General features: G+C 28.0%; 20 protein-coding genes and 1 other annotated feature. Of the genes, 12 read left to right on the top strand and 8 right to left on the bottom strand.

Features of this window, described 5'->3' with window-relative positions:
- A partial coding sequence (locus tag BM384_RS07890; RefSeq protein WP_139232071.1) for a zinc ribbon domain-containing protein occupies window positions 1–137 on the top strand: 137 nt, incomplete at its 5' end.
- A 174-nt stretch (window positions 138–311) separates the two neighbouring features.
- Window positions 312–959 (top strand): tRNA (guanosine(46)-N7)-methyltransferase TrmB, encoded by a 648-nt coding sequence (gene trmB / locus BM384_RS07885; protein WP_090012674.1) that lies wholly within the window; start codon window positions 312–314, stop codon window positions 957–959.
- 16 nt (window positions 960–975) lie between these two features.
- Here trmB and BM384_RS07880 read toward each other — a convergent pair whose 3' ends face one another.
- Window positions 976–2,502 (bottom strand): Ppx/GppA phosphatase family protein, encoded by a 1,527-nt coding sequence (locus tag BM384_RS07880; RefSeq protein ID WP_090012673.1) that lies wholly within the window; start codon window positions 2,500–2,502, stop codon window positions 976–978.
- 135 nt (window positions 2,503–2,637) lie between these two features.
- Window positions 2,638–2,839, top strand: a binding site (T-box leader).
- 324 nt (window positions 2,840–3,163) lie between these two features.
- Between BM384_RS07880 and argS the strand changes: the two genes are divergently transcribed.
- Together argS and BM384_RS07870 are read left to right on the top strand one after the other, a co-directional pair.
- Window positions 3,164–4,855 (top strand): arginine--tRNA ligase, encoded by a 1,692-nt coding sequence (gene argS / locus BM384_RS07875; RefSeq protein WP_090012671.1) that lies wholly within the window; start codon window positions 3,164–3,166, stop codon window positions 4,853–4,855.
- Between the two features lie 144 nt (window positions 4,856–4,999).
- Complete coding sequence (locus tag BM384_RS07870) at window positions 5,000–6,118, top strand: AI-2E family transporter (protein ID WP_090012669.1); 1,119 nt, start codon at window positions 5,000–5,002, stop codon at window positions 6,116–6,118.
- A gap of 52 nt (window positions 6,119–6,170) precedes the next feature.
- Here BM384_RS07870 and BM384_RS07865 read toward each other — a convergent pair whose 3' ends face one another.
- A complete protein-coding gene (locus BM384_RS07865; protein ID WP_090012668.1) occupies window positions 6,171–6,884 on the bottom strand; it encodes a ribonuclease H-like domain-containing protein in 714 nt (237 codons plus the stop codon).
- 231 nt (window positions 6,885–7,115) lie between these two features.
- Here BM384_RS07865 and BM384_RS07860 point away from each other — a divergent pair, with 231 nt between their 5' ends.
- From BM384_RS07860 to BM384_RS07850, 3 genes are read left to right on the top strand one after another with little or no spacing between them, the layout of a single operon-like run.
- Window positions 7,116–7,337 carry a FeoA family protein gene (locus tag BM384_RS07860; RefSeq protein WP_090012666.1) on the top strand — a complete coding sequence of 74 codons (222 nt, stop codon included), beginning with the start codon at window positions 7,116–7,118 and terminating at the stop codon, window positions 7,335–7,337.
- A gap of 12 nt (window positions 7,338–7,349) precedes the next feature.
- Complete coding sequence (feoB, locus tag BM384_RS07855) at window positions 7,350–9,113, top strand: ferrous iron transport protein B (protein WP_090012664.1); 1,764 nt, start codon at window positions 7,350–7,352, stop codon at window positions 9,111–9,113.
- 15 nt (window positions 9,114–9,128) lie between these two features.
- Entirely contained in the window at window positions 9,129–9,278 is a 150-nt protein-coding gene (locus BM384_RS07850; protein ID WP_090012662.1) for a FeoB-associated Cys-rich membrane protein, read from the top strand.
- Window positions 9,279–9,301: 23 nt separating this feature from the next.
- On the opposite strand, the gene BM384_RS07845 is transcribed toward BM384_RS07850, so the two are convergent.
- Window positions 9,302–10,159, bottom strand: a complete 858-nt coding sequence (locus tag BM384_RS07845) for a ComEC/Rec2 family competence protein (protein WP_090012661.1) — start codon at window positions 10,157–10,159, stop codon at window positions 9,302–9,304.
- Between the two features lie 390 nt (window positions 10,160–10,549).
- Between BM384_RS07845 and BM384_RS07840 the strand changes: the two genes are divergently transcribed.
- Complete coding sequence (locus tag BM384_RS07840; protein WP_090012659.1) at window positions 10,550–12,307, top strand: phosphoenolpyruvate carboxykinase (ATP); 1,758 nt, start codon at window positions 10,550–10,552, stop codon at window positions 12,305–12,307.
- Window positions 12,308–12,416: 109 nt separating this feature from the next.
- On the opposite strand, the gene BM384_RS07835 is transcribed toward BM384_RS07840, so the two are convergent.
- The 3 genes from BM384_RS07835 to BM384_RS07825 all read right to left on the bottom strand — a co-directional run bounded on the left by BM384_RS07835 (window position 12,417) and on the right by BM384_RS07825 (window position 13,976).
- Window positions 12,417–13,088 (bottom strand): putative ABC transporter permease, encoded by a 672-nt coding sequence (locus tag BM384_RS07835; protein ID WP_090012658.1) that lies wholly within the window; start codon window positions 13,086–13,088, stop codon window positions 12,417–12,419.
- A gap of 153 nt (window positions 13,089–13,241) precedes the next feature.
- Entirely contained in the window at window positions 13,242–13,445 is a 204-nt protein-coding gene (locus tag BM384_RS07830; RefSeq protein ID WP_090012656.1) for a DUF378 domain-containing protein, read from the bottom strand.
- A gap of 63 nt (window positions 13,446–13,508) precedes the next feature.
- On the bottom strand, window positions 13,509–13,976 hold the full coding sequence (locus BM384_RS07825; protein WP_090012654.1) for an Lrp/AsnC ligand binding domain-containing protein: 468 nt from the start codon (window positions 13,974–13,976) through the stop codon (window positions 13,509–13,511).
- A 227-nt stretch (window positions 13,977–14,203) separates the two neighbouring features.
- Between BM384_RS07825 and BM384_RS07820 the strand changes: the two genes are divergently transcribed.
- On the top strand, window positions 14,204–14,527 hold the full coding sequence (locus BM384_RS07820; protein ID WP_242945981.1) for a hypothetical protein: 324 nt from the start codon (window positions 14,204–14,206) through the stop codon (window positions 14,525–14,527).
- 62 nt (window positions 14,528–14,589) lie between these two features.
- Here the strand turns inward: BM384_RS07820 and BM384_RS07815 are convergent, their stop codons facing one another.
- Window positions 14,590–15,576, bottom strand: a complete 987-nt coding sequence (locus BM384_RS07815; protein WP_090012653.1) for a CehA/McbA family metallohydrolase — start codon at window positions 15,574–15,576, stop codon at window positions 14,590–14,592.
- Window positions 15,577–15,706: 130 nt separating this feature from the next.
- Here BM384_RS07815 and BM384_RS07810 point away from each other — a divergent pair, with 130 nt between their 5' ends.
- Entirely contained in the window at window positions 15,707–16,540 is an 834-nt protein-coding gene (locus tag BM384_RS07810; RefSeq protein WP_090012651.1) for a CvfB family protein, read from the top strand.
- 80 nt (window positions 16,541–16,620) lie between these two features.
- Here BM384_RS07810 and BM384_RS07805 read toward each other — a convergent pair whose 3' ends face one another.
- Window positions 16,621–16,830 (bottom strand): hypothetical protein, encoded by a 210-nt coding sequence (locus BM384_RS07805; RefSeq protein WP_090012650.1) that lies wholly within the window; start codon window positions 16,828–16,830, stop codon window positions 16,621–16,623.
- Window positions 16,831–17,106: 276 nt separating this feature from the next.
- Here BM384_RS07805 and BM384_RS07800 point away from each other — a divergent pair, with 276 nt between their 5' ends.
- A complete protein-coding gene (locus BM384_RS07800) occupies window positions 17,107–17,805 on the top strand; it encodes a TrmB family transcriptional regulator (protein WP_090012648.1) in 699 nt (232 codons plus the stop codon).
- A gap of 1 nt (window position 17,806) precedes the next feature.
- The gene (locus BM384_RS07795) at window positions 17,807–19,057 is read left to right on the top strand and encodes a diaminopimelate decarboxylase (RefSeq protein WP_090012646.1); all 1,251 of its coding nucleotides are present in this window, start codon (window positions 17,807–17,809) and stop codon (window positions 19,055–19,057) included.
- Window positions 19,058–19,699 lie beyond the last annotated feature (642 nt).

Here is a 19,699-nt window from a genome sequence, read left to right as displayed (position 1 = left end):
AATTATGCAGCTCATGTGGCTCTATTAAAAAAGACTTGAAGCTTAAAGATAGAATATATAAATGTTCTTGCGGTTTAAATATAAATAGAGACTATAATGCAAGTATTAATCTTAGTAGATACGAATTAGCAAGTTAATCACTATCAAGATATTGCTGATATGTAGGGTGCGTTGTACCCGAATTTACGCCTTTGGACTGTTATATCAAATGAGAGTAGTATATGAATTTATTCATTACAAAATCAGACAGGTTGAATAAGGAATTAAACATGCTTTATAAAGTTTTATAAGGTTTTGGCAACGGAATACAAATGAGATTAAGAAAAAAATGGTGGGCTAGACCTGAACTTGAGGCAAGTGATGTATTTGTTAATGAACCAAGAGAGTTAAAGGGAAAATGGAGTGAAGAGTTTGGAAATAGCAAGCCTATCCATTTAGAACTTGGATGCGGAAGAGGAGGATTTTTAACTCAAAATTGCTTAAAGCATCCAAATATTAATCATATTGCAGTAGATTTAAAAGACGAAGTACTTGTATATGCATTAAGAAAGGTACAAGATGAAAGTCATGAAAAAATAGAGAACGCAAGAATAGTAGCTCTTAACATTAACTTTATTGCAGAGCTATTTGATAAAGATGAAGTTGAAAAGATATATATAAACTTCTGTAATCCATGGCCAAAGGATAGACATAATAAAAGAAGACTTACACATACAAGATTTTTAAATGAGTATAAAAAGTTTTTAAAGCCAGGATCTGAAATTTGGTTTAAAACTGATGACACTGATCTTTTCAATGATTCTCAAGAATATTTTAAAGAATGTGGTTTTGAATTAGAATTTGTAACATATGATCTGCACAATTCTGATTTTAAAGAAAATTTAATGACAGAATATGAAACTAAGTTTACTAATTTAGGCATGAAGACAATGTTCTTAATTGCAAGATTAAAAGCTTAAATATAAATAAAACTCCCTATTTATAGGGAATTTTATTTATATTTATAATTAAGTTCCTATCATATATTTCTTTAAATTTTCTTATGCATTTTCTTGCTTCTGTAATTTCAAGAGTAATGTCCTTGTCTGCTATTATATCTAGGATTACAGAGTTTTCTGTTATTTCTAAATCTATATCCTTAACTGAGCTATTCATAGATATATCAAGACTTTCTGCAATTCTTAATAGAATACTTATTTTATTTATTACCATAGTATCATATTTATTTGCAAAGGGTGCGTATTCTCCAAAAGAGAAATTATAATTGTCTCTATTTCTATGAGAAGCAGCTATAGAAGCACTTAAAAATAACTCTTTATGAGTAAGGCCATTTATATATGAACTTAATATTAAATAAAATGAATGCTTGTGATGGTTATAATAATTTATACTAATTCCAGCGTCGTGCAGAAGAGAGGCTGTTTTTATAACTTTTTCATAACTGCTATTTAATCTATGAAGGGGCTGTAGCTTATTAAATAGTAGCAAAGTTAAATCATAAATGTGCTTAGCATGTTTTTTGTTAATATTAAGATTGTTAATCATACCATAAAGACTATAATCAAGAATATCTTCAATATGATCATAGTTATTATCTATATATTCAAAGATGATACTGTCATTTATATTACGATTAGATATAGTAATAGTTGAAGCCTTAAAATAGTCTATAATTTCGTAAATAATAGCAGCTCCTCCTACAATAGTGGATGCTAAGTGAGAAGACATACCTTCTAATCTATTTCTTTGCACATGGCTTTTAGATTTTACAATATTAAATATATCTATTAAGCTTACATCAGAAGTAATGTAATTATGAGCTATAGTTAAAGGTAGATTTTTTTTGTATCTATCTATTCTATTTAGGCATTGTATGGTATCACCAATAAAGTAAACAGAATCGTATTTCATAGTTTTAAAAGCTTTTAATTTTAGAAGCTCTTTATGAATGTGGGTAAGGGCACTACTTAGATTTTCTTTAGAAGCCCTATCCTGCAGATTATATGTATAAGATATATTAATACTACCTATAGGAAGGGTCATTGAGTTAATTATTTTTTTGTTACTAATCATGCAAAAGTTAGTAGAATATCCAGCTGTCTCAATAACTAAAGCAGACTTATAGTATATACTATTACTTAAATTAAGATAATCATAATATGCTTCATCCTTATTAGAAAGATATTTTAAATTAGAATTTAGGTTTTTTATAAATAAATTAGATAGTGCATCTTTATTTGAAATATCATTGTAAATGCTTGTTGCCATTGAAATAACTTCATCAGAATTAAAGTTAGAAGATACTAAACTATAGCTATTTAAAATATTATCTATCTCTAGTAATATCTTTTCAGAAAGAAATTTATGATGAAGGAATATCTCGCTTGTTGATATAGGTGTAATAATTTCATCTATTATCTTAAAATAGCCATCATAATTAATTTTAGCAGTTAATATTTTAATAGAGCTACTTTCAAGGGTAACAACAGAAAGCCTTTTCATAAATATAAATATCTCCTTTTTGATTTAGTGTACATTCATTATATTAGATAAATGATTTTTTTATGTTATATTGTATACTTTTTCTTATTGACACGAAAAGTTTTTTGTATGTATAATAGAATAATGAATTTAATAAGTGATTCGAAGAAGAGGAAAGTAAAATTATCTTAATCTAAAGCGAGCAGGGGACGGTGGAAGCCTTGTGACAATGGGATATTTTGAAGAGAGCCTTGGAGAAGCTGTTTTCAGCCGCAGAAAAGAATACTTCTGCGTTAAAATATTAAGTGGCATTATACTGCAATTAGAGTGGTACCGCGGATTATACTCCGTCTCTTATTTTTAAGAGACGGTTTTTTAATGCATAGGAAAATATAAAATTTTTTTGATGTTAAACACTGATTTTGCCTGGCTTTCTCATATGGAAGTTGTCAAATGCATTAAAAAATAATTGTAGGCCGCAAAAGAACCTAAAAGCAAAATAATTAAATTGTATTTTAATATGAAATTATTTTACTTTTAGAACCTTTTGCATGGCAAAACAAAGCTGCTTACTGCGCTGAAAAGCGTGGCGTCAGCCACTTTGTTCTTTTATTAGTAAATTATACCTATAAAATAAGTATTAATATATTGTTTAAGGTAAAAAATTAAGGAGGATTTTTTTATGGATTATAAAAAGAAGATAGCAGAACTTATTGGAAGTTTTGTAGATTTAGATGTGGAAAAAATAGAACAATTAATAGAAATTCCACCAAAAGCAGAAATGGGAGATTACGCTTTTCCATGTTTCCAACTTGCTAAATCTATGAGAAAAGCACCAAATATGATAGCTGAAGAGCTAAAGGATAAGATGGATAAAGATGGTTTTGAAAAGATAGAAAACCTTGGACCATACTTAAATTTCTTTGTAGATAAAGGAAACTTTAATAAGAATACAATAGAAAAGGTATTAACTGAAGGAGATAACTATGGTTCTTCAAATATAGGAGATGGGAAGACTGTATGTTTAGACTACTCTTCACCTAATATAGCTAAGCCATTCCACGTTGGACACCTTTTCTCAACTGCAATAGGTAATTCTTTAAGTAAGATGTTTAAAAAAGAAGGATATGAAACTGTAAGCATTAACCACTTAGGTGACTGGGGAACTCAGTTTGGTAAACTTATTTCAGCTTATCATAGATGGATAGATGAAGAAGCTTTAGAAGCAGATCCAATAAAAGAACTTTTAAGAATATACGTTAAATTCCATGAAGAAGCAGAAAAAGATCCTTCTCTTGAAGATGAAGGTAGAGCATACTTTAAGAAGTTAGAAGATGGAGATCCAGAATGTGAAGCTTTATGGAAGAGATTTAGAGACTTAAGCTTAAAAGAATTTGAAAGAGTTTATAATAACTTAGGAGTAGAATTTGATTCATATAATGGTGAAGCATTCTACAACGATAAGATGGATGTTGCTATAGATCTTTTAAGAGAAAAAGGTCTTTTAGTAGAAAGTAATGGAGCACAAGTTGTAATGCTTGATGATTATAATATGCCTCCTTGTATAGTATTAAAAGCAGATGGTGCTTCTATTTATGCAACAAGAGACTTAGCTGCTGCTATGTATAGAAAGAAAACTTATAACTTCTATAAGAACATATATGTTGTTGGTCTTGCACAAGCACTTCACTTTAAACAAATATTCAAGACTTTAGAACTTGCAGGACAAGATTGGGCTAAAGATTGCGAATTCGTAGGATTTGGATTAGTTAAATTTGCAGATAGAAAGCTATCTACAAGACATGGAGAAGTTATTCTTCTTGATGACTTATTAAATCAATCAGTTAAAACAGTTCTTGAAACTATTAACGAAAAGAACCCAGAGCTTGAAAATAAAGAAAAAGTAGCTAAGAAGGTTGGTATAGGTGCTGTAATATTCACTTACCTTAAGAATTCAAGAGAAAAAGATATAGTATTTGACTGGAAGGAAATGCTTTCATTTGATGGTGAAACAGGTCCATATGTTCAATACTCATATGCAAGAGCTAAGAGTATATTAAGAAAAGCTGGAGAACTTAAAGAAGATGTAAACTATGGATTATTAACTTCAAAAGAAGAATTTGAATTAGTTAAGACTTTAGAAAACTTTAAGAAGTATATACATCTTGCGTTAGAAAAATTAGAACCTTCAGTATTAACAAGATATGTTATTGAAGTAGCTAAAGGATTTAATAAGTTCTACAATGCTCACTCAGTATTAAATCTTGAAGATGAAGAATTAAAGCAAGCAAGATTAAAACTAGTTGAAGCTACATGCCAAGTAATAAAGAACGGATTAGAATTATTAGGTATAGACGTAGTAGAAAAGATGTAATTTTATAGTGTAAAAAGATGTTCAGAGAAAGGCTTTTTCTCTGACATCTTTTTTATTCATTGGAAAAAACAAAGATTATTTTTTAAAAAATATAATATTATAATAAATATGATATAATTAAAAGGTTAGAAGGGTGGTGGAAATGTGTTAATAGATAGAAATATAAAATATAGAGATATACTTATACTTGCAATTATCGCGTTAATTAGCTATAAATTAATAGATAACTATCAGTATATATTTAGCTCAATAAAGAATTTATATTCAATTGTTACTCCATTTGTATATGCGCTTATATTTGCTTATATATTAAATCCTATTATGAAGTTTTTTGAGAAAAAATTCAAATTAAAAAGAGGGCTTGCTATTGGATTAACTTACTTAGTTATTATTGGAGTTATAGCATTAATTGCAGTTTTTGTTATACCAAATTTAGTTGATAGTATTATAACAATGATAGCAGAAGTTCCATCTTATATGAATACAGCTCAAGATTTTATTGATAAGGTACTGGAAAATAAAGATATATATAGTGTAGTTCAAGATGCAGGCCTTACAGAGCATCTTTCAGCAATTACATCTAAAACTGGTACTTATATTGTAAGTGGTCTTGAAAGTTCAGTATCGTCCATAGTTGTTTTAACTACAAATGTAGTAAAAATATTATTAGGTTTCTTAATTGCTATATATATTCTTCTTGATAAGGAAAGTTTAATAAGAAATGCAAAATTAATTATATGTATGATATTTAAGCAAGAAAGAGGAGAAAAAATAATAAGCTGGATTAAGATATACAACAAAATGATAGGAACTTATGTTGGAACAAAAGCTTTAGATTCTTTAATAATTGGTATAATAGCTCTTGTGGGGCTTATTATAATGAGAGCACCTTACTCAATAATTTTAGCTATAGTTGTAGGCTTTACTAATATGATACCTTATTTTGGACCTTTAGTTGGAATAGTTGTTTCAGCAACTGTTGCACTTTTTGTTAAACCAAGCCTAGTAATTATAATTGTAATCTTCTTGTTAATATTACAACAGTTTGATGCTTGGTACTTAGAAGCTAAGTTAGTAGGTAAGAAGGTAGGAGTAAAACCATTATTAATAATGGTAGCTGTTTTAGTTGGGGGAGGTTTACTTGGACCTGTAGGAATGATTTTAGGTTCCCCTACAATAGCAACAATTAAGCTTGCTTATGACAAGATAGTTGAAAATTATAAAAATAAAATTTCTAATAACAAAAATGCGGATTTAAAATAAATCCGCATTTTTGTTAAAGCTGATATAACAGAAATTTTAATGAATAATAACTTTAAACTTCTTCTGATTTTGCAGCTTCTTCCATTAGTTCAATATCATCATTTTCAACTTCATTATCTTCCTCATAAATGAATTGTTTCCAATTAACAAAGATATGATAAAGATTAATAACATCCTGTTCATTATAAAGCAGAATATTTTCAAGCTTTTCTTTTGGCATTCTTGAGACATAATCCTTATCCTTCATAACTTTATGAAAGGTCTTAGCAAGATTAGAGCCACTTATAACTTCACTTTCTCTTATTATTCCAAATTCCTTTTCTAAATTTTTTAGTCCTATAGATTTAGATTTACATCTTTCATATTCTTTTTGAATATCAATAGAAGCAAATTGAGATTTAAAATCATAATTTATGTTATATTTATCAAATAGATAGTTTATAACAGTGAAGTCATTATTTCCTGAAAAAGTTACAATGGCTTTTTTGCCAGAGTTTTTCATTCTAATAAAGTATTTCTTTGCTAAGTATAGGATATCAATGGATTCATTTCTATTTTCAATCATATATTGTGTAACTTTTAATTCTTTGGAAGTTATATCATATATGCAGGCACCAAAAACGCCAATACACTTAGGCTTTTTATAAACATAGTGTTCAAGATCAAAAAATATAAGATCTTTTGGAGAATAATTCATGTCATCATGAGAAATTTTAAATTCATCAGAAAAATCATCTACTTTAATGATATTTTCTCTAATTATCATAATATCACTCATTTCTATACTTGTTATCTTAGTGAAACAGTATCCTTATTCTTATGTATAATTTAAATATTCTTATATTATACCATTTATTAGATTAATAATATATATAAATATTAAGAGGTAATGATATTTATGATTAATTGATTATTAATATTATGGATATATTGACTGTGGATAATTTTAGTGATATTATATAATAGTTGAAAATAATATTCAATACGAGGTGGTTTGATGAGTCTAAATGATTTAAGAATTGGTGAAAGTGCAATAATAAAATCAGTTGCAGGAGATCAAAAATTAACCAAAAGGTTATTTGCTCTTGGATGTATTGAAGGAACTCCTGTCAAATTAAAAAGAGTGGCGCCTTTAGGAGACCCTATTATAATTAATGTAAGAGGGTTTGATTTAGCTATAAGGAAAAAAGATGCAGATAATATATTTTTACATAATTAGGGGAGGTCTTAAATGATAACTATAGCATTACTAGGAAACCCAAATGTAGGAAAGACAACGTTATTTAATGAACTTACAGGATCAAAACAGTATGTAGGAAATTGGCCTGGAGTTACAGTAGATAAGAAAGAAGGTTTCTTTGAGGATATAAAAATTGTAGATCTTCCAGGAATTTATGCTATGGATACTTTTTCTAATGAAGAGAAAGTAGCTAAAAGCTTCATAGAAGAGGACGAGGTTAGTTTTATTTTAAACATAGTAGATGCTTCTAATCTTGAAAGAAACTTATACTTAACAACTGAGCTTAAAAAATTTAATAAGCCTATAGTAATGGCTTTAAATATGGTAGATGTTTTAGAGTCAAAAGGTATCAAAATTGATTATAAAAAACTTGAGGAGATATTTGATGTAACTATAGTTCCAATATCAGCAGCTAAAAAAGAAGGAATAGATAAACTAAAAGAAGTTTTAAAAGGAAAAGATTTTAAAAAGGTTAATGATTCTGAAAAATTTAGGTTTGATAATGAAAAGGAAGCCTATACTTTTATTGAAAATACTTTAGAAAAATGCCTTAAGAAAAACAAAGATAATAGAGAATCTATGACAGAAAAGATGGACAAGATTTTATTAAATCCATATTTAGCATATCCTATATTTATACTTATGATGGCTTTAACCTTTGAAATAACATTTTCCTGGGTTGGTCAGCCTTTATCAGATTTGTTAGATGGATTTTTAAATGATTCTTTTATGCCATGGGTTTCAGAGCTTTTAAGTAATTCCTCACCATGGTTTCAGTCTTTAATTGTAGATGGAATTATAGCAGGTGTTGGAGGAATACTTGTATTACTTCCAGTAATTCTTTCACTATTTATATGTATAACTATTTTAGAAGACAGTGGATATATGGCGAGAGTTGCTTTTTTAATGGATAAGCTTATGAGAAAGATGGGGCTTTCTGGAAAAGCTTTTATACCAATGATGGTTGGTTTTGGTTGTTCAGTTCCTGCTATAATGAATGCAAGAACTTTAGAAAGTGAAAAGGATAGAAAATTAGCAGCATTATTAGTACCATTAATGTCATGCAATGCTAGACTTCCAGTTTATACTGTATTTGCAGCAGTATTCTTTCAGTCTCATCAGGGGTTAGTTGTAGCTTCACTATATTTATTAGGAATAGTAATGGCATTTTTAATAGGAATATTATTTAAGAATACTTTATTAAAAAAAGATGAAGAACCATTCATAATAGAATTGCCAGAATATAAAGTGCCTCGACTTAAGTCAGTAGCTGATCAAACTTATGATAAGGCTAAGGGCTTTATTAAGAAGGCGGGGACTATAATATTTGCTATGAGTGTAGTAATATGGTTCTTATCAAATTTCAACTTTAATGGAATGGTTGAAAATGTTAATGAAAGTATGTTAGCTTCTATAGGAAGCTATATAGCACCAATTTTTAAACCATTAGGTTTTGGAACATGGCAGGCAGCAGTATCATTATTATCAGGCCTTCTTGCTAAAGAATCAGTTTTAGCATCTATGGAAATAATATACGCTGGAGACTTATTTGAAGTACTTCCACTTCATTTTGGAGCTATATCAGCTTATGCATTTTTAGTATTTATACTATTATATACTCCATGCATATCTACAATAGGAACAATGAAAAAAGAATATGGAAGTAAGATGACTGTATTTTCAGTTACCTACCAGCTTGTGCTAGCGTGGGTAGTATCATTTTTAGTTTACAATATAGGAAGTTTAATATTTTAAGGAAGGTGATAAGCTTTGGAAATTATTATTACCATAGCTATAGTACTTTTAGCAGTATTTATAATATTTAAAAATATTAAAAAGTCATCAAAGGGAGAATGTAATTGTGGACATTGTTCAAAAAGTTGCCCTGCAAGAAAGGAAAAAGAAGATGCATCTAAATGATTAGGTGCATCTTCTTTTTTAAATTATAATACTATTATTTTATTTCCATCACTGATAATTCTTATACTGCCATCTTTATCAGTACGATAAGTCTTTACATTATACTTTTTTAAAAGCTTTAGTACTTTTTCATGAGGGTGGCCATAAGGATTGTCCTTTCCACAGGATATAATTCCTATTGAAGGAGAAACGGCTTTTAAAAAGGCCTCTGAAGTAGATGAATCTGAACCATGATGTCCTAATTTTAACACATTAGCTTTTATGTTTTGATTTTTTCCTAATATATTCTGTTCAACTTCCTTTTCAGCATCACCAGTTAATAAGAAGGAAGTATTTTTATATTTTATAAGAAAAACTACTGATGAATTATTTAAGTTATCTTTATAGAGAGAAGAATTTTCTGAAGGAGATAAGACTTTAATACTTATATCTTTGCCTAAATTAATTGGAGGTACACCTTCTTTTAAAATATTAATTTTTAATTTTTTATTTTTTAGCTCATCAATCATGTTTTCGTATATTTTCCCTGTGCTTTGAATCTTTGGTGAATAGAATGAATTAATAGAATATCTTTTTATTATGTAGGATAAACTTCCTATATGATCATCATGGGGGTGAGTTGCAATTAAGTAATCTATTTTTTTAACATTATAGCTATTTAAATAATTAATTAAGGTTGAAGCGGAATCTTTTGGCCCTGAATCAATTAATAGTGTTTTATTATTAACGTGAATAAGTATAGAATCTCCTTGACCTACATCAATAAAATGTATTTCAAATTTGTCTTCAGAAAAAGATTTATTTTTTAAGATATTACATGAACATAGTGATAGTAATAAGAGTATTATAATAAGTATCTTACTGAAGACTTTTTTTGACATAAATAATAAATTCCTTCCTTTAATTATTTTTTTTGCATAAATAAATTTATTTATAAATATTAACCTTATGAAATGAATTTATTCAGTCTAAATAGATTAAAATGAAATTTTTTAGTAATGAAATAAATAATTTTAAATCTGGTAAATTATAGTTTTAGCAATAAAGAGGTAAAAATGAAAGATAAAAAATTTTTCTTAAATAATACTAATCCTTCATTTTTTGAATGTGACTTTCAATGGTACCGTTTACATTTGGATTTTATAAAAGAAAAGAGCGAAAAATGCAGATTTCAATATTTAAAAGTTGCAAAAATTGTGGTATAATAAAAGTATTGGTGTAAAGTCGAAGTAAGGTATAGCTTACAAAGTTAAACATTAAGGGGCAAAATAATGAGAAAAGAATTCTCAATAAGTAACGATAAGATTATTATTAATTTTACAGCAAAGTATTGTACAACATTTGAAAGTCTGCTTGAAAGTGAAGGATTTAGAAGAATTTTAGATGTATATTTAAAGCAGTCTAATAAGAAAAAGACTTCAACTTATAAGTTTTTAAATAGAACTATGGATGAAAAAGATATAGCAGGCAAGAGAAAAGAATTAATAAAAGTATTTAAGTTATTAACTGTAATGTCAGCAAGTGAAATAGCAGAAGCTAACCCTAAGTATAAAGGGTTATTATCTGAACAGGATAATTTTATTGCAGTAATAGAGGATTTATATTTATTCTGGAGAAAGCTTGAAAGATACACTTTAATAAATAGTGGTAACAATGTAGGTCAAGGTTTGGCATCAGTAAACTTTATAGAAGCTAATGAAAGCTTTACTAATTTAATCTTGAAATTATATAGAAAAATAGAGAATAATGTAATTGGAGTGGCACCAAAGGTGTTTAGACAAATATCAGCTGGGGGAAATGCTTCCTTAATGATAAATAAACTATTATGGCCAATACCAAGAGGTTACGAAGTTTTAGAAGATATACCATTTATAGATTCTATAATGTTAGAAACACCGTTTATTACATATCCTAAGAAGAATACAAGAGATGGAATATTTTCTGAAGTTAAAGAAAATCCATTAACAGATGCTCATTTAAATAAGGATCATTGGTTCTGTTATCCAGCAAAGGTTGGAGAACTTTTAGCTTATATCTATTTCCATAGAGATTATATGGAACATGGAATTACATTATGTAACCTTTTTGAAATGGCTAGAAAAGAAGAGTGTAGAGGTAGAAAGCCTGATATGGTATTCTTATTTGGAGCTACAGAAGATCATAGTGATGAAGAATTTAAGACAATATTCTATGATGATGTTGAAAATGATATAATGCTTGGATATATCACTCATTCAGATTTAATTGATTACTTTGGCTATATGAAGAAAATGACATTAACTCTTCATAATTTAATAATGATTAAAAAAGGATATTTACCAATACATGGTGCAATGGTGCATTTAACCCTTAAGAGTGGAAAAACTGCTAATGTAGTAATTATGGGAGATAGTGGAGCAGGTAAATCAGAAAGCTTAGAAGCTTTCAGATCTTTAAGTGAAGATTATATATCTGACATGGATACAATATTTGATGATATGGGAGTATTTAAGTATGAGGATGGAAATATAGTAGCATATGGAACTGAAATAGGTGCTTTTGTAAGACTTGATGACCTTGATCAGGGATATGCATTTAAGGAAATGGATAGAAGTATATTTATGAATCCAGATAAAACTAATGCTAGACTTGTTATGCCAGTGGCTCCTTATCATGTAATAACAAAAGGACACAAGGTTGATTTATTCTATTATGCAAATAATTATACTGGCGTTGAAGAAGGCGGAAAATACCTTGAATATTTTGAAAATGTAGAAGATGCAATTGAGGTATTTAAGAAGGGGGCAAGAATGGCTAAAGGAACTACTACTGAAAAAGGATTAGTCGATACATTCTTTGCAAATCCATTTGGACCAGTTCAAAAAGAAGAAGAGACAAATAAAATTATTGATAAGTATTATAAAGCAATGTTCAATGAAGCTAATGTTAAGGTTGGACAAATAAAAACTTGTCTAGGAGTAAGTGGCCAAGAGAAAAAAGGTCCAATTAATGCAGCTTTAGAATTATTTGAAGAAATCAAGAAATTATAAGTGATAGCCCAAATTTTATATGTTGGCACTTGGAACTTACTCAGTAAGCATTTGTGAGTCGAGTTTCCTATAAACTAAAAAAACTCTGCAGTTAAATTCTGCAGAGTTTTTACTTTTTCATTATAGTAGATATCTTTTCTTTTATATCAGAAAGTAAATTTGGAATATGTCCTTTATAAACTGGAGTAGAACTTAATAATGTATTATTATTGTTAAATTGAAGATGATACAAAACATTTTTTAAACTAACTAAAGAACTAAGAGTTTTTGCAAGATCTAAAATTAATAAAAATAATAATACAATAGAAATTGTTATTCTTAAATCCACAGGAAGAGCAGTTACTATTGATGCAATAAATGGATGTACTATTTTTAAAATTATTAAAGATACAGCTCCCCACATTATTGAAAAATGAAGGCATATTCTACCGTGTAAGTTAAATGGATCTTCTGTATAGTCCCAATATTTGGTTTTGAATAATTTTTCAAGAATAAAACCAGTAAAGTATTCAACAAAAGATGTTAAAAGTGTAGCAATTATAAGCATTATAAATATATTTGTGTGAAAATTATTTAAAATGCTTATTACAGCTAAAACACAAGCTCCATATATTGGACATAAAGGGCCATATAAAAAGCCTCTATTAATGAATTTTCTTTGATTTTTATATGCATAGACTATTTCACTACACCAGCCTAAAAAAGAATAAATTACATAGTATATTAATAGGTCATATATTTTAAAATCATTAATTAAATGGTTCATTACTAATAAGTGCATATATTCCTCCTCCTAATAATCATAGTATAATTATATAATAAAACATTAACAATATATTAAATATTAACTTAAAATTTCCTTAAGAATATAAATATAATTTCTTAATAAAAAAACCAATTCCTCAAACTGGAATTGGTTTTTTGATGCTTAATATTAGTCGTGAATATATTGCCTTTTTCCAAAGAATGACAAGCAATATAATCCTGAAAGTCCCACTAGGCCATATACAAGTCTGCTTAACATTGTCATGTTTCCAAAAAGAGCCGCAACTAAATTGAATTCAAAGAAACCAATTAATCCCCAGTTAATTGCGCCTATCAATACTAAAATAAAAGCTATACTATCTAAAATCTTCATAAAAATATACACTCCTTTCAAATATAGTATTTGTGGAATATATAAAAATATGTATATAGAATTCTATAAAGTTATATTTCTATCTATAGGTTGAGATAAAGAAATAAAGGTATATGTTCTTTGAATTCCTTCTATGTTATTTATTTTTTCAAGTAATACATTTTGTAAATCACTTATACTCTTTGATATTACTTTTGCAAACATTGAATAATCACCTGTTGTTAAATGTAATTCAACAACTTCGTCTATTTTTTTTAATTCATCTAAAACAGGATTGTAAGAAGATGCTTTGTCCACATAAATACCAACAAAACAACATACGTCATATCCTAATTTTTCAAGATCTAATAAGATTCTTGAACCTTTAATAATTCCTAAATCTTCCATTTTCTTCATTCTTACATGAATTGTACCACCACTTACGTGACAAATTCTTGCTATTTCAAGATAGGGAGTTCTACAATCCTTTATTAATAAGTCAAGAATTTGTAAGTCTAATTCATCTAATTGAAGAGTAACGTTTTCTGCCATACTATCACCTCTTTGAATGTCTGTATTTTTATTTTAGCAAATTTTCATATGATTTCAAATAAAAAAGTGATGAAATGAAAAAAAAGTAGTGAAATTTTAAGAAATTAATAAAAAATAAATACAAAAAAGTAATTTAGAGGAATATAAAGAATAAAAATCAAAGTCCTACTTGAAATAATTATTAAGATAAATTATATTATATGTATATTGAATTAGGAGGATTGGGCATGAACTTTTTATTATCATTAGTATGGTTTTTGGTAATGTTTGCAGTAACAATTTTATTAATAATGCTAGGTAAGAAATTTTTATTTTCTAAGATTGCAATAAATAAGTATATACCTTTAGCATTATCGGTCTTGGCACTTATTTGTCAAATTTTTATTAAGTCAAGTAATATGATTTTAAATGCAGGACTTACAATTATAATAATTTTATTTTTCGCATGGTATTTTGATATTAATCAAACTGGAGGACCTAAAAAGGGCCAAAAGAAAATAGTTATGAAGCCAAAGGCAAAACCAAATAGAATTAAAAATGAAAAGAAATAAAGAAATAATAAAAGCTCTTGCACTTAAAGGTTTGCAAGAGCTTTATTACTTTATATAAAAAGTTATTCTATAAATATAGGGGAACTTATAGCAATTCTATGATTATCCTGAAGAATTTTTATAACATACCAAGTTTCATTTTCCTGTCTTTCATGGCTATATAGATATTTTATATGATTTAAGTGTAAATCAGAAATTTTATTTATAATGTTACCTTTGTTTGTTATGATTTGAATTTCATTAATATTAGTATTAGGATCATCAGCAATTACTAGAAAATCTAGTTTTTTTGAATTATGAGGTAAAATAGCGCCCATATAAGTGTTATTTATTTTAAAGTTTAATTTTAAACTTCTAGATTCAGTTGAGTAAGTTCGTCTTCTTCTAAAGGCATCAATAATATTGTTTGCATTTAAGGAAGGAGCTATTATAGCAGTAAGATTATCGCTATCACCAAAATTAATTTTATGATTGTCTTGTCCATTTACAGCTCCAAGCTTCCAGCCTTTATCAAGCATTGAATAATAATATCTATCATGGCGTGTATACCTATTTGGAAAAGAACCATTTCCAACTTCAATTGAAGTAATTACTTTATTTAAAATTTCATCATATTCTAAATATAAAATTTCTTTATGAGGATGATTTAATATAATAATGGCATTTGGATTATTTAACATCCATAATATTAATGGTTTAGTGTTAGTTAATGTGCCAGTAAAAAATGTGCTTGAATTAATTATATTAAAATCACCATAAGGATTAGTTTTTGTTTCAAATCCTATTAGAGGAATAAAGTTATCATTTTTTTTCTTAAATTTATCACACATATATTTAGTTGTTGTCCATTTTGATACCTTTTTACCATCAATATAAAAGTTTTTAGCTATATATGAATTGTGATCAGTTATAGCTAGAAAGTTTAGATTTTTCTTTTTTGAATATTCATAAGCTTCTAAAGGTGTTCCACGTCCAGTAGAAAAAGCAGTATGGGCATGAGGAATACCATAATAATATTTTAAAGAAGCTTCTTTATTATTTTTACTCATTTTTTTAACCTCTAAAAATTACTTATTATATTTATAGTGCTTAAAGTGATAAAATAATGACAACAAACAATAGTAATGTTAAAATAAGTCCGTAGAGAAAAGAAGGATAAAAAAAGGCAGGAGATAAATAATGATATTTATTGGAGAATATAACAATTTAAAAGTTGATAGAAAAGTAGATTTTGGTTTCTATCTAGTAGATGATAGAAATAACGATGTACTATTACCAAACAATCTTTTAGAAGGCAAAGAAGTAAAAGAAGGGGATACTATAGAAGTATTTGTTTATAGAGATTCTAAGGATAGACCTATTGCAACGCTAAAGAAACCTTTAATTACAGTAGGAGAAGTGGCATACTTAGAAATTGTAGGTCAAAGTTCTTTTGGAGCTTTTGCTGATATGGGATTAGATAGAGATATATTTATTCCTTTAAAAGAACAAAAATTTAAGCTTTTAGTTGGAAAGAAATATTTACTTTATGCATATGTTGATAAAACAGGAAGACTTGCAGCTACTACATATGTTGATCATTACATAGATATTGGAGAAGGCTTTGAAGTAGGAGAGGAAGTTGAAGCTATTACTTATGGTAAAGGTGGAGAAAAGACTATAAGAGTTGCTATTGATGGAAAATATCAAGCAATAATATTAGGAAATGAACATTATAATGATATATATCCTGGAGATAAGTTTAAAGCTAGAATAAAGAAGATATATGATGATGGAGTTATAGGTATAACTACAAGAAAGAAAAGACTTGAAGCTAGAGACGTTATAAAGGAAGAAATTTTAGAGTATCTTAATACTCATGATGGTTTTATGCCATTTAATGATAAAACTCCTTCAGAACTTATTAAAGAAACTTTTGGTACATCAAAGAATTACTTCAAGATGACTTTAGGTGGACTTATGAAAGAAGGAAAGATACGACAAGATTCAGAAGGTACATATTTAATTAAATAAAATGTAGTATATATGGGTATAGTAAAAAATAGGCAGTTATTAAAGACTGCCTATTTTTTTACACCATACACCTTAAAATTTTAATTATTATCACTTGGTTCTGAAGAATCATCATTAAAAACAGAATTTGGCGTTATATATAATATACTTAATATAATTATGGAAAGTACTATCGTAATACAATAGTTTAATGAAAAACATACAGACAATGCAGAAAGAACTAATAAAGCTATTATTGTATATTCTGTAATCTGAATATGGTCTACAATCCAATCTTGAATCTTGTTCATTACCAATCCCTCCATTTTCTCTTTTGAACCTCTAACCCCTTGAACAAAAAATAGTATAACATAAATGGGGAAAATTTACAATAAGTGGAAAAGAAAAAATTGTTTTTGGTTAAAGGAACTGGGAGCACAAATGCTTACTGAGTAAGTTCCAGAGGGCCAACATATAAAATTTGGGCTGTCACTTAATTTTAAAAAGAAAAAAGGGTAGTTGACTTAAAATAAAAAAAGATGTATAGTATTCCTAAATAGGAACACTTTATAAGGGATGTGTAAATAATGGGAATTGAAGAGAGATTGATGAATTTTGGGCTTACAAGGCAGGAAGCAGTAATTTATTTATTATTATTTAGAGAAGGTCAGCTTAATGGATATGAGGCCTCAAAATTAACATCTATATCAAGATCCAATGCATATAATGCCTTAGCATCTTTAGTTGAAAAAGGTGCAGCTTATATTATTGAAGGTGATACTGTAAAATATACACCTGTACCAGTTGAAGAATTTTGCAATAATAAAATTGCAGAAATGAAAAATAATAAAGAAAAAATATTAGAAAGTGTACCTAAAAGGAGATGTGAAAGTAATGGTTATATAACTATTACTGGAGAAAAACATATAATGGATAAGTTTAGAAATATACTTATAAATGTAAAGTCTAGAATTTACTTATCTGTATATGAAGATATTTTAAAAAGATTTGAAGATGAATTATTAGATTTAATAAAAAGGGGAATTAAAGTTGTTATAATCACAGATTCAAAATTCAAATTAGAGGGGGCTATTATATATCATGCGCAAAATAAACCAGGACAAATTAGGCTTATAGCGGACTCTAAATATGTATTAACTGGAGAAATAAGTGACAAGGTTAATTCAACATGTCTTTATTCAAGTAATAATAATTTAGTGGAAATCTTCAAAGAATCTCTTACTAATGAAATTAAATTAATTAAGTTAAGGAAGGATGATTATTAAGATGATTAAAAAGCCATTTGTAACAAAAGAACAATTAGAAGAAATAATTAAGGAATATCCTACACCTTTTCATATTTATGATGAAAAAGGAATAAGAGAAAATGCTAGAAAAGTTAAAGAAGCTTTTGCTTGGAATAAAGGTTTTAAAGAATACTTTGCAGTTAAAGCAACACCAAATCCATATATAATGAAAATTCTTAAAGAAGAAGGATGTGGTATGGACTGTTCTTCAATGGCAGAGCTTGTTTTATCAGAAAAGTGTGGTATTACAGGAGATAACATTATGTTTTCATCTAATGATACGCCAGCAGAAGAATTTAAATATGCAAGAGATTTAGATGCTACTATCAATTTAGATGATATAACTCATATAGATTTTTTAAAGAAGGAAGCTGGAATTCCTAAGAAAATATCATGTAGATTCAATCCAGGTGGAAAATTTGAATTAGGTACAGATATTATGGATAACCCTGGTGATGCTAAATATGGTATGACTAGAAAGCAAATTGCTGAAGCTTTCATAAAACTTAAAGAATTAGGTGCTGAAGAATTTGGTATGCACTCATTTTTAGCAAGTAACACAGTATCTAATGATTATTACCCAACATTAGCTAAGCTATTATTTGAAGTGGCTGTTGAACTTAAGAGGGAAACTGGAGTACATATTGGCTTTATTAATCTATCAGGAGGAGTTGGAATTCCATACACTCCAGACAAGGAACCTAATGATATAATTAAAATAGGTGAAGGTGTAAGAAAAGCTTATGAAGAAATACTAGTACCAGCAGGTATGGGTGATGTAGCTATTTATACTGAAATGGGAAGATTTATGCTTGGACCTTATGGACACTTAGTAACTAAAGCTATACATGAAAAGCATATTTATAAGGAATATATAGGGGTAGATGCTTGTGCTGCTAATCTTATGAGACCTGCAATGTATGGAGCTTATCATCATATAACAGTTATGGGTAAAGAAGATGCACCTTGCGATCATGTTTATGATGTAACTGGTTCTTTATGTGAAAATAATGATAAGTTTGCAATAGATAGAAAGCTTCCAAAGATAGATATGGGTGACTTATTAGTTATTCATGATACAGGAGCTCATGGTTTTGCAATGGGTTATAACTATAATGGAAGATTAAAATCAGCTGAACTTTTACTTCAGGAAGATGGAAGCGTTAAGGAAATAAGAAGAGCTGAAACTTTAGATGATTATTTTGCTACATTAGATTTTAGCAGACTTTAATAAATGATTTAGAATTTAGAATGTAAAATGTAGAATGGAGGAAGAAATTCTAAGTTGCGAGCTCTTAGAATTTCTTTGGGATTATATATTTTAATTACAAATTTTTTTGAGCTGAACTTTATGTTCAGCTTTTTTAATGCATAAGAAAATATAAAAATTTTTTGATGTTAAACACTGATTTTGACTGGCTTTCTCATATGGAAGTTGTCAAATGCATTAAAAAATAATTGTAGGCCGCAAAAGAAAGTTGCTTCCTGCGCTGAAAAGCGTGGCGTCAGCCACTTTGTTCACGTATAGGTAAAATTTAAACAATATAAATTTATTAGGTATTTTTTTAATCTTTTTTATTAGAAGAGGATTGTAAATTTAAAGTTGAATTAGGAAGAAGAGTTTTAGATAAATATCACAAAAAGTGAAACACTGGGTGGTATAGAATTTGAGTGATGGAAAAAGTGTAGGAACCCTTGATATTCGAGGGTTCTCATTTTTGTGCGCCCAGCATGGGCGTGCACTCAATGTCGTCAACTTAGTAGATTAATGCAGATGAAAGTGCTTTAAAACCATATTATTTTTTATAGCTATTTAAAATCCCCTTAAAAAATGGTACACTAAATAAATCCACTGGTAAAAGTGAATTTTAAA

This window comes from Clostridium sp. DSM 8431 (assembly GCF_900116755.1).
Taxonomy (GTDB): Bacteria; Bacillota; Clostridia; order Clostridiales; family Clostridiaceae; genus Clostridium.
The sequence above is the reverse complement of the archived record's forward strand: the minus strand, read 5'-3'. Positions and strand labels throughout refer to the sequence as shown.

Excerpts from the sequence above, each read along its gene's own strand:
- trmB (WP_090012674.1), top strand. The coding sequence starts at position 312 with ATGAGATTAAGAAAAAAATGGTGGGCTAGACCTGAACTTGAGGCAAGT.
- BM384_RS07880 (WP_090012673.1), bottom strand. The coding sequence starts at position 2,502 with ATGAAAAGGCTTTCTGTTGTTACCCTTGAAAGTAGCTCTATTAAAATA.
- argS (WP_090012671.1), top strand. The coding sequence starts at position 3,164 with ATGGATTATAAAAAGAAGATAGCAGAACTTATTGGAAGTTTTGTAGAT.
- BM384_RS07865 (WP_090012668.1), bottom strand. The coding sequence starts at position 6,884 with ATGATAATTAGAGAAAATATCATTAAAGTAGATGATTTTTCTGATGAA.
- BM384_RS07860 (WP_090012666.1), top strand. The coding sequence starts at position 7,116 with ATGAGTCTAAATGATTTAAGAATTGGTGAAAGTGCAATAATAAAATCA.
- feoB (WP_090012664.1), top strand. The coding sequence starts at position 7,350 with ATGATAACTATAGCATTACTAGGAAACCCAAATGTAGGAAAGACAACG.
- BM384_RS07845 (WP_090012661.1), bottom strand. The coding sequence starts at position 10,159 with ATGTCAAAAAAAGTCTTCAGTAAGATACTTATTATAATACTCTTATTA.
- BM384_RS07840 (WP_090012659.1), top strand. The coding sequence starts at position 10,550 with ATGAGAAAAGAATTCTCAATAAGTAACGATAAGATTATTATTAATTTT.
- BM384_RS07835 (WP_090012658.1), bottom strand. The coding sequence starts at position 13,088 with ATGCACTTATTAGTAATGAACCATTTAATTAATGATTTTAAAATATAT.
- BM384_RS07830 (WP_090012656.1), bottom strand. The coding sequence starts at position 13,445 with ATGAAGATTTTAGATAGTATAGCTTTTATTTTAGTATTGATAGGCGCA.
- BM384_RS07825 (WP_090012654.1), bottom strand. The coding sequence starts at position 13,976 with ATGGCAGAAAACGTTACTCTTCAATTAGATGAATTAGACTTACAAATT.
- BM384_RS07820 (WP_242945981.1), top strand. The coding sequence starts at position 14,204 with ATGAACTTTTTATTATCATTAGTATGGTTTTTGGTAATGTTTGCAGTA.
- BM384_RS07815 (WP_090012653.1), bottom strand. The coding sequence starts at position 15,576 with ATGAGTAAAAATAATAAAGAAGCTTCTTTAAAATATTATTATGGTATT.
- BM384_RS07810 (WP_090012651.1), top strand. The coding sequence starts at position 15,707 with ATGATATTTATTGGAGAATATAACAATTTAAAAGTTGATAGAAAAGTA.
- BM384_RS07805 (WP_090012650.1), bottom strand. The coding sequence starts at position 16,830 with ATGAACAAGATTCAAGATTGGATTGTAGACCATATTCAGATTACAGAA.
- BM384_RS07800 (WP_090012648.1), top strand. The coding sequence starts at position 17,107 with ATGGGAATTGAAGAGAGATTGATGAATTTTGGGCTTACAAGGCAGGAA.
- BM384_RS07795 (WP_090012646.1), top strand. The coding sequence starts at position 17,807 with ATGATTAAAAAGCCATTTGTAACAAAAGAACAATTAGAAGAAATAATT.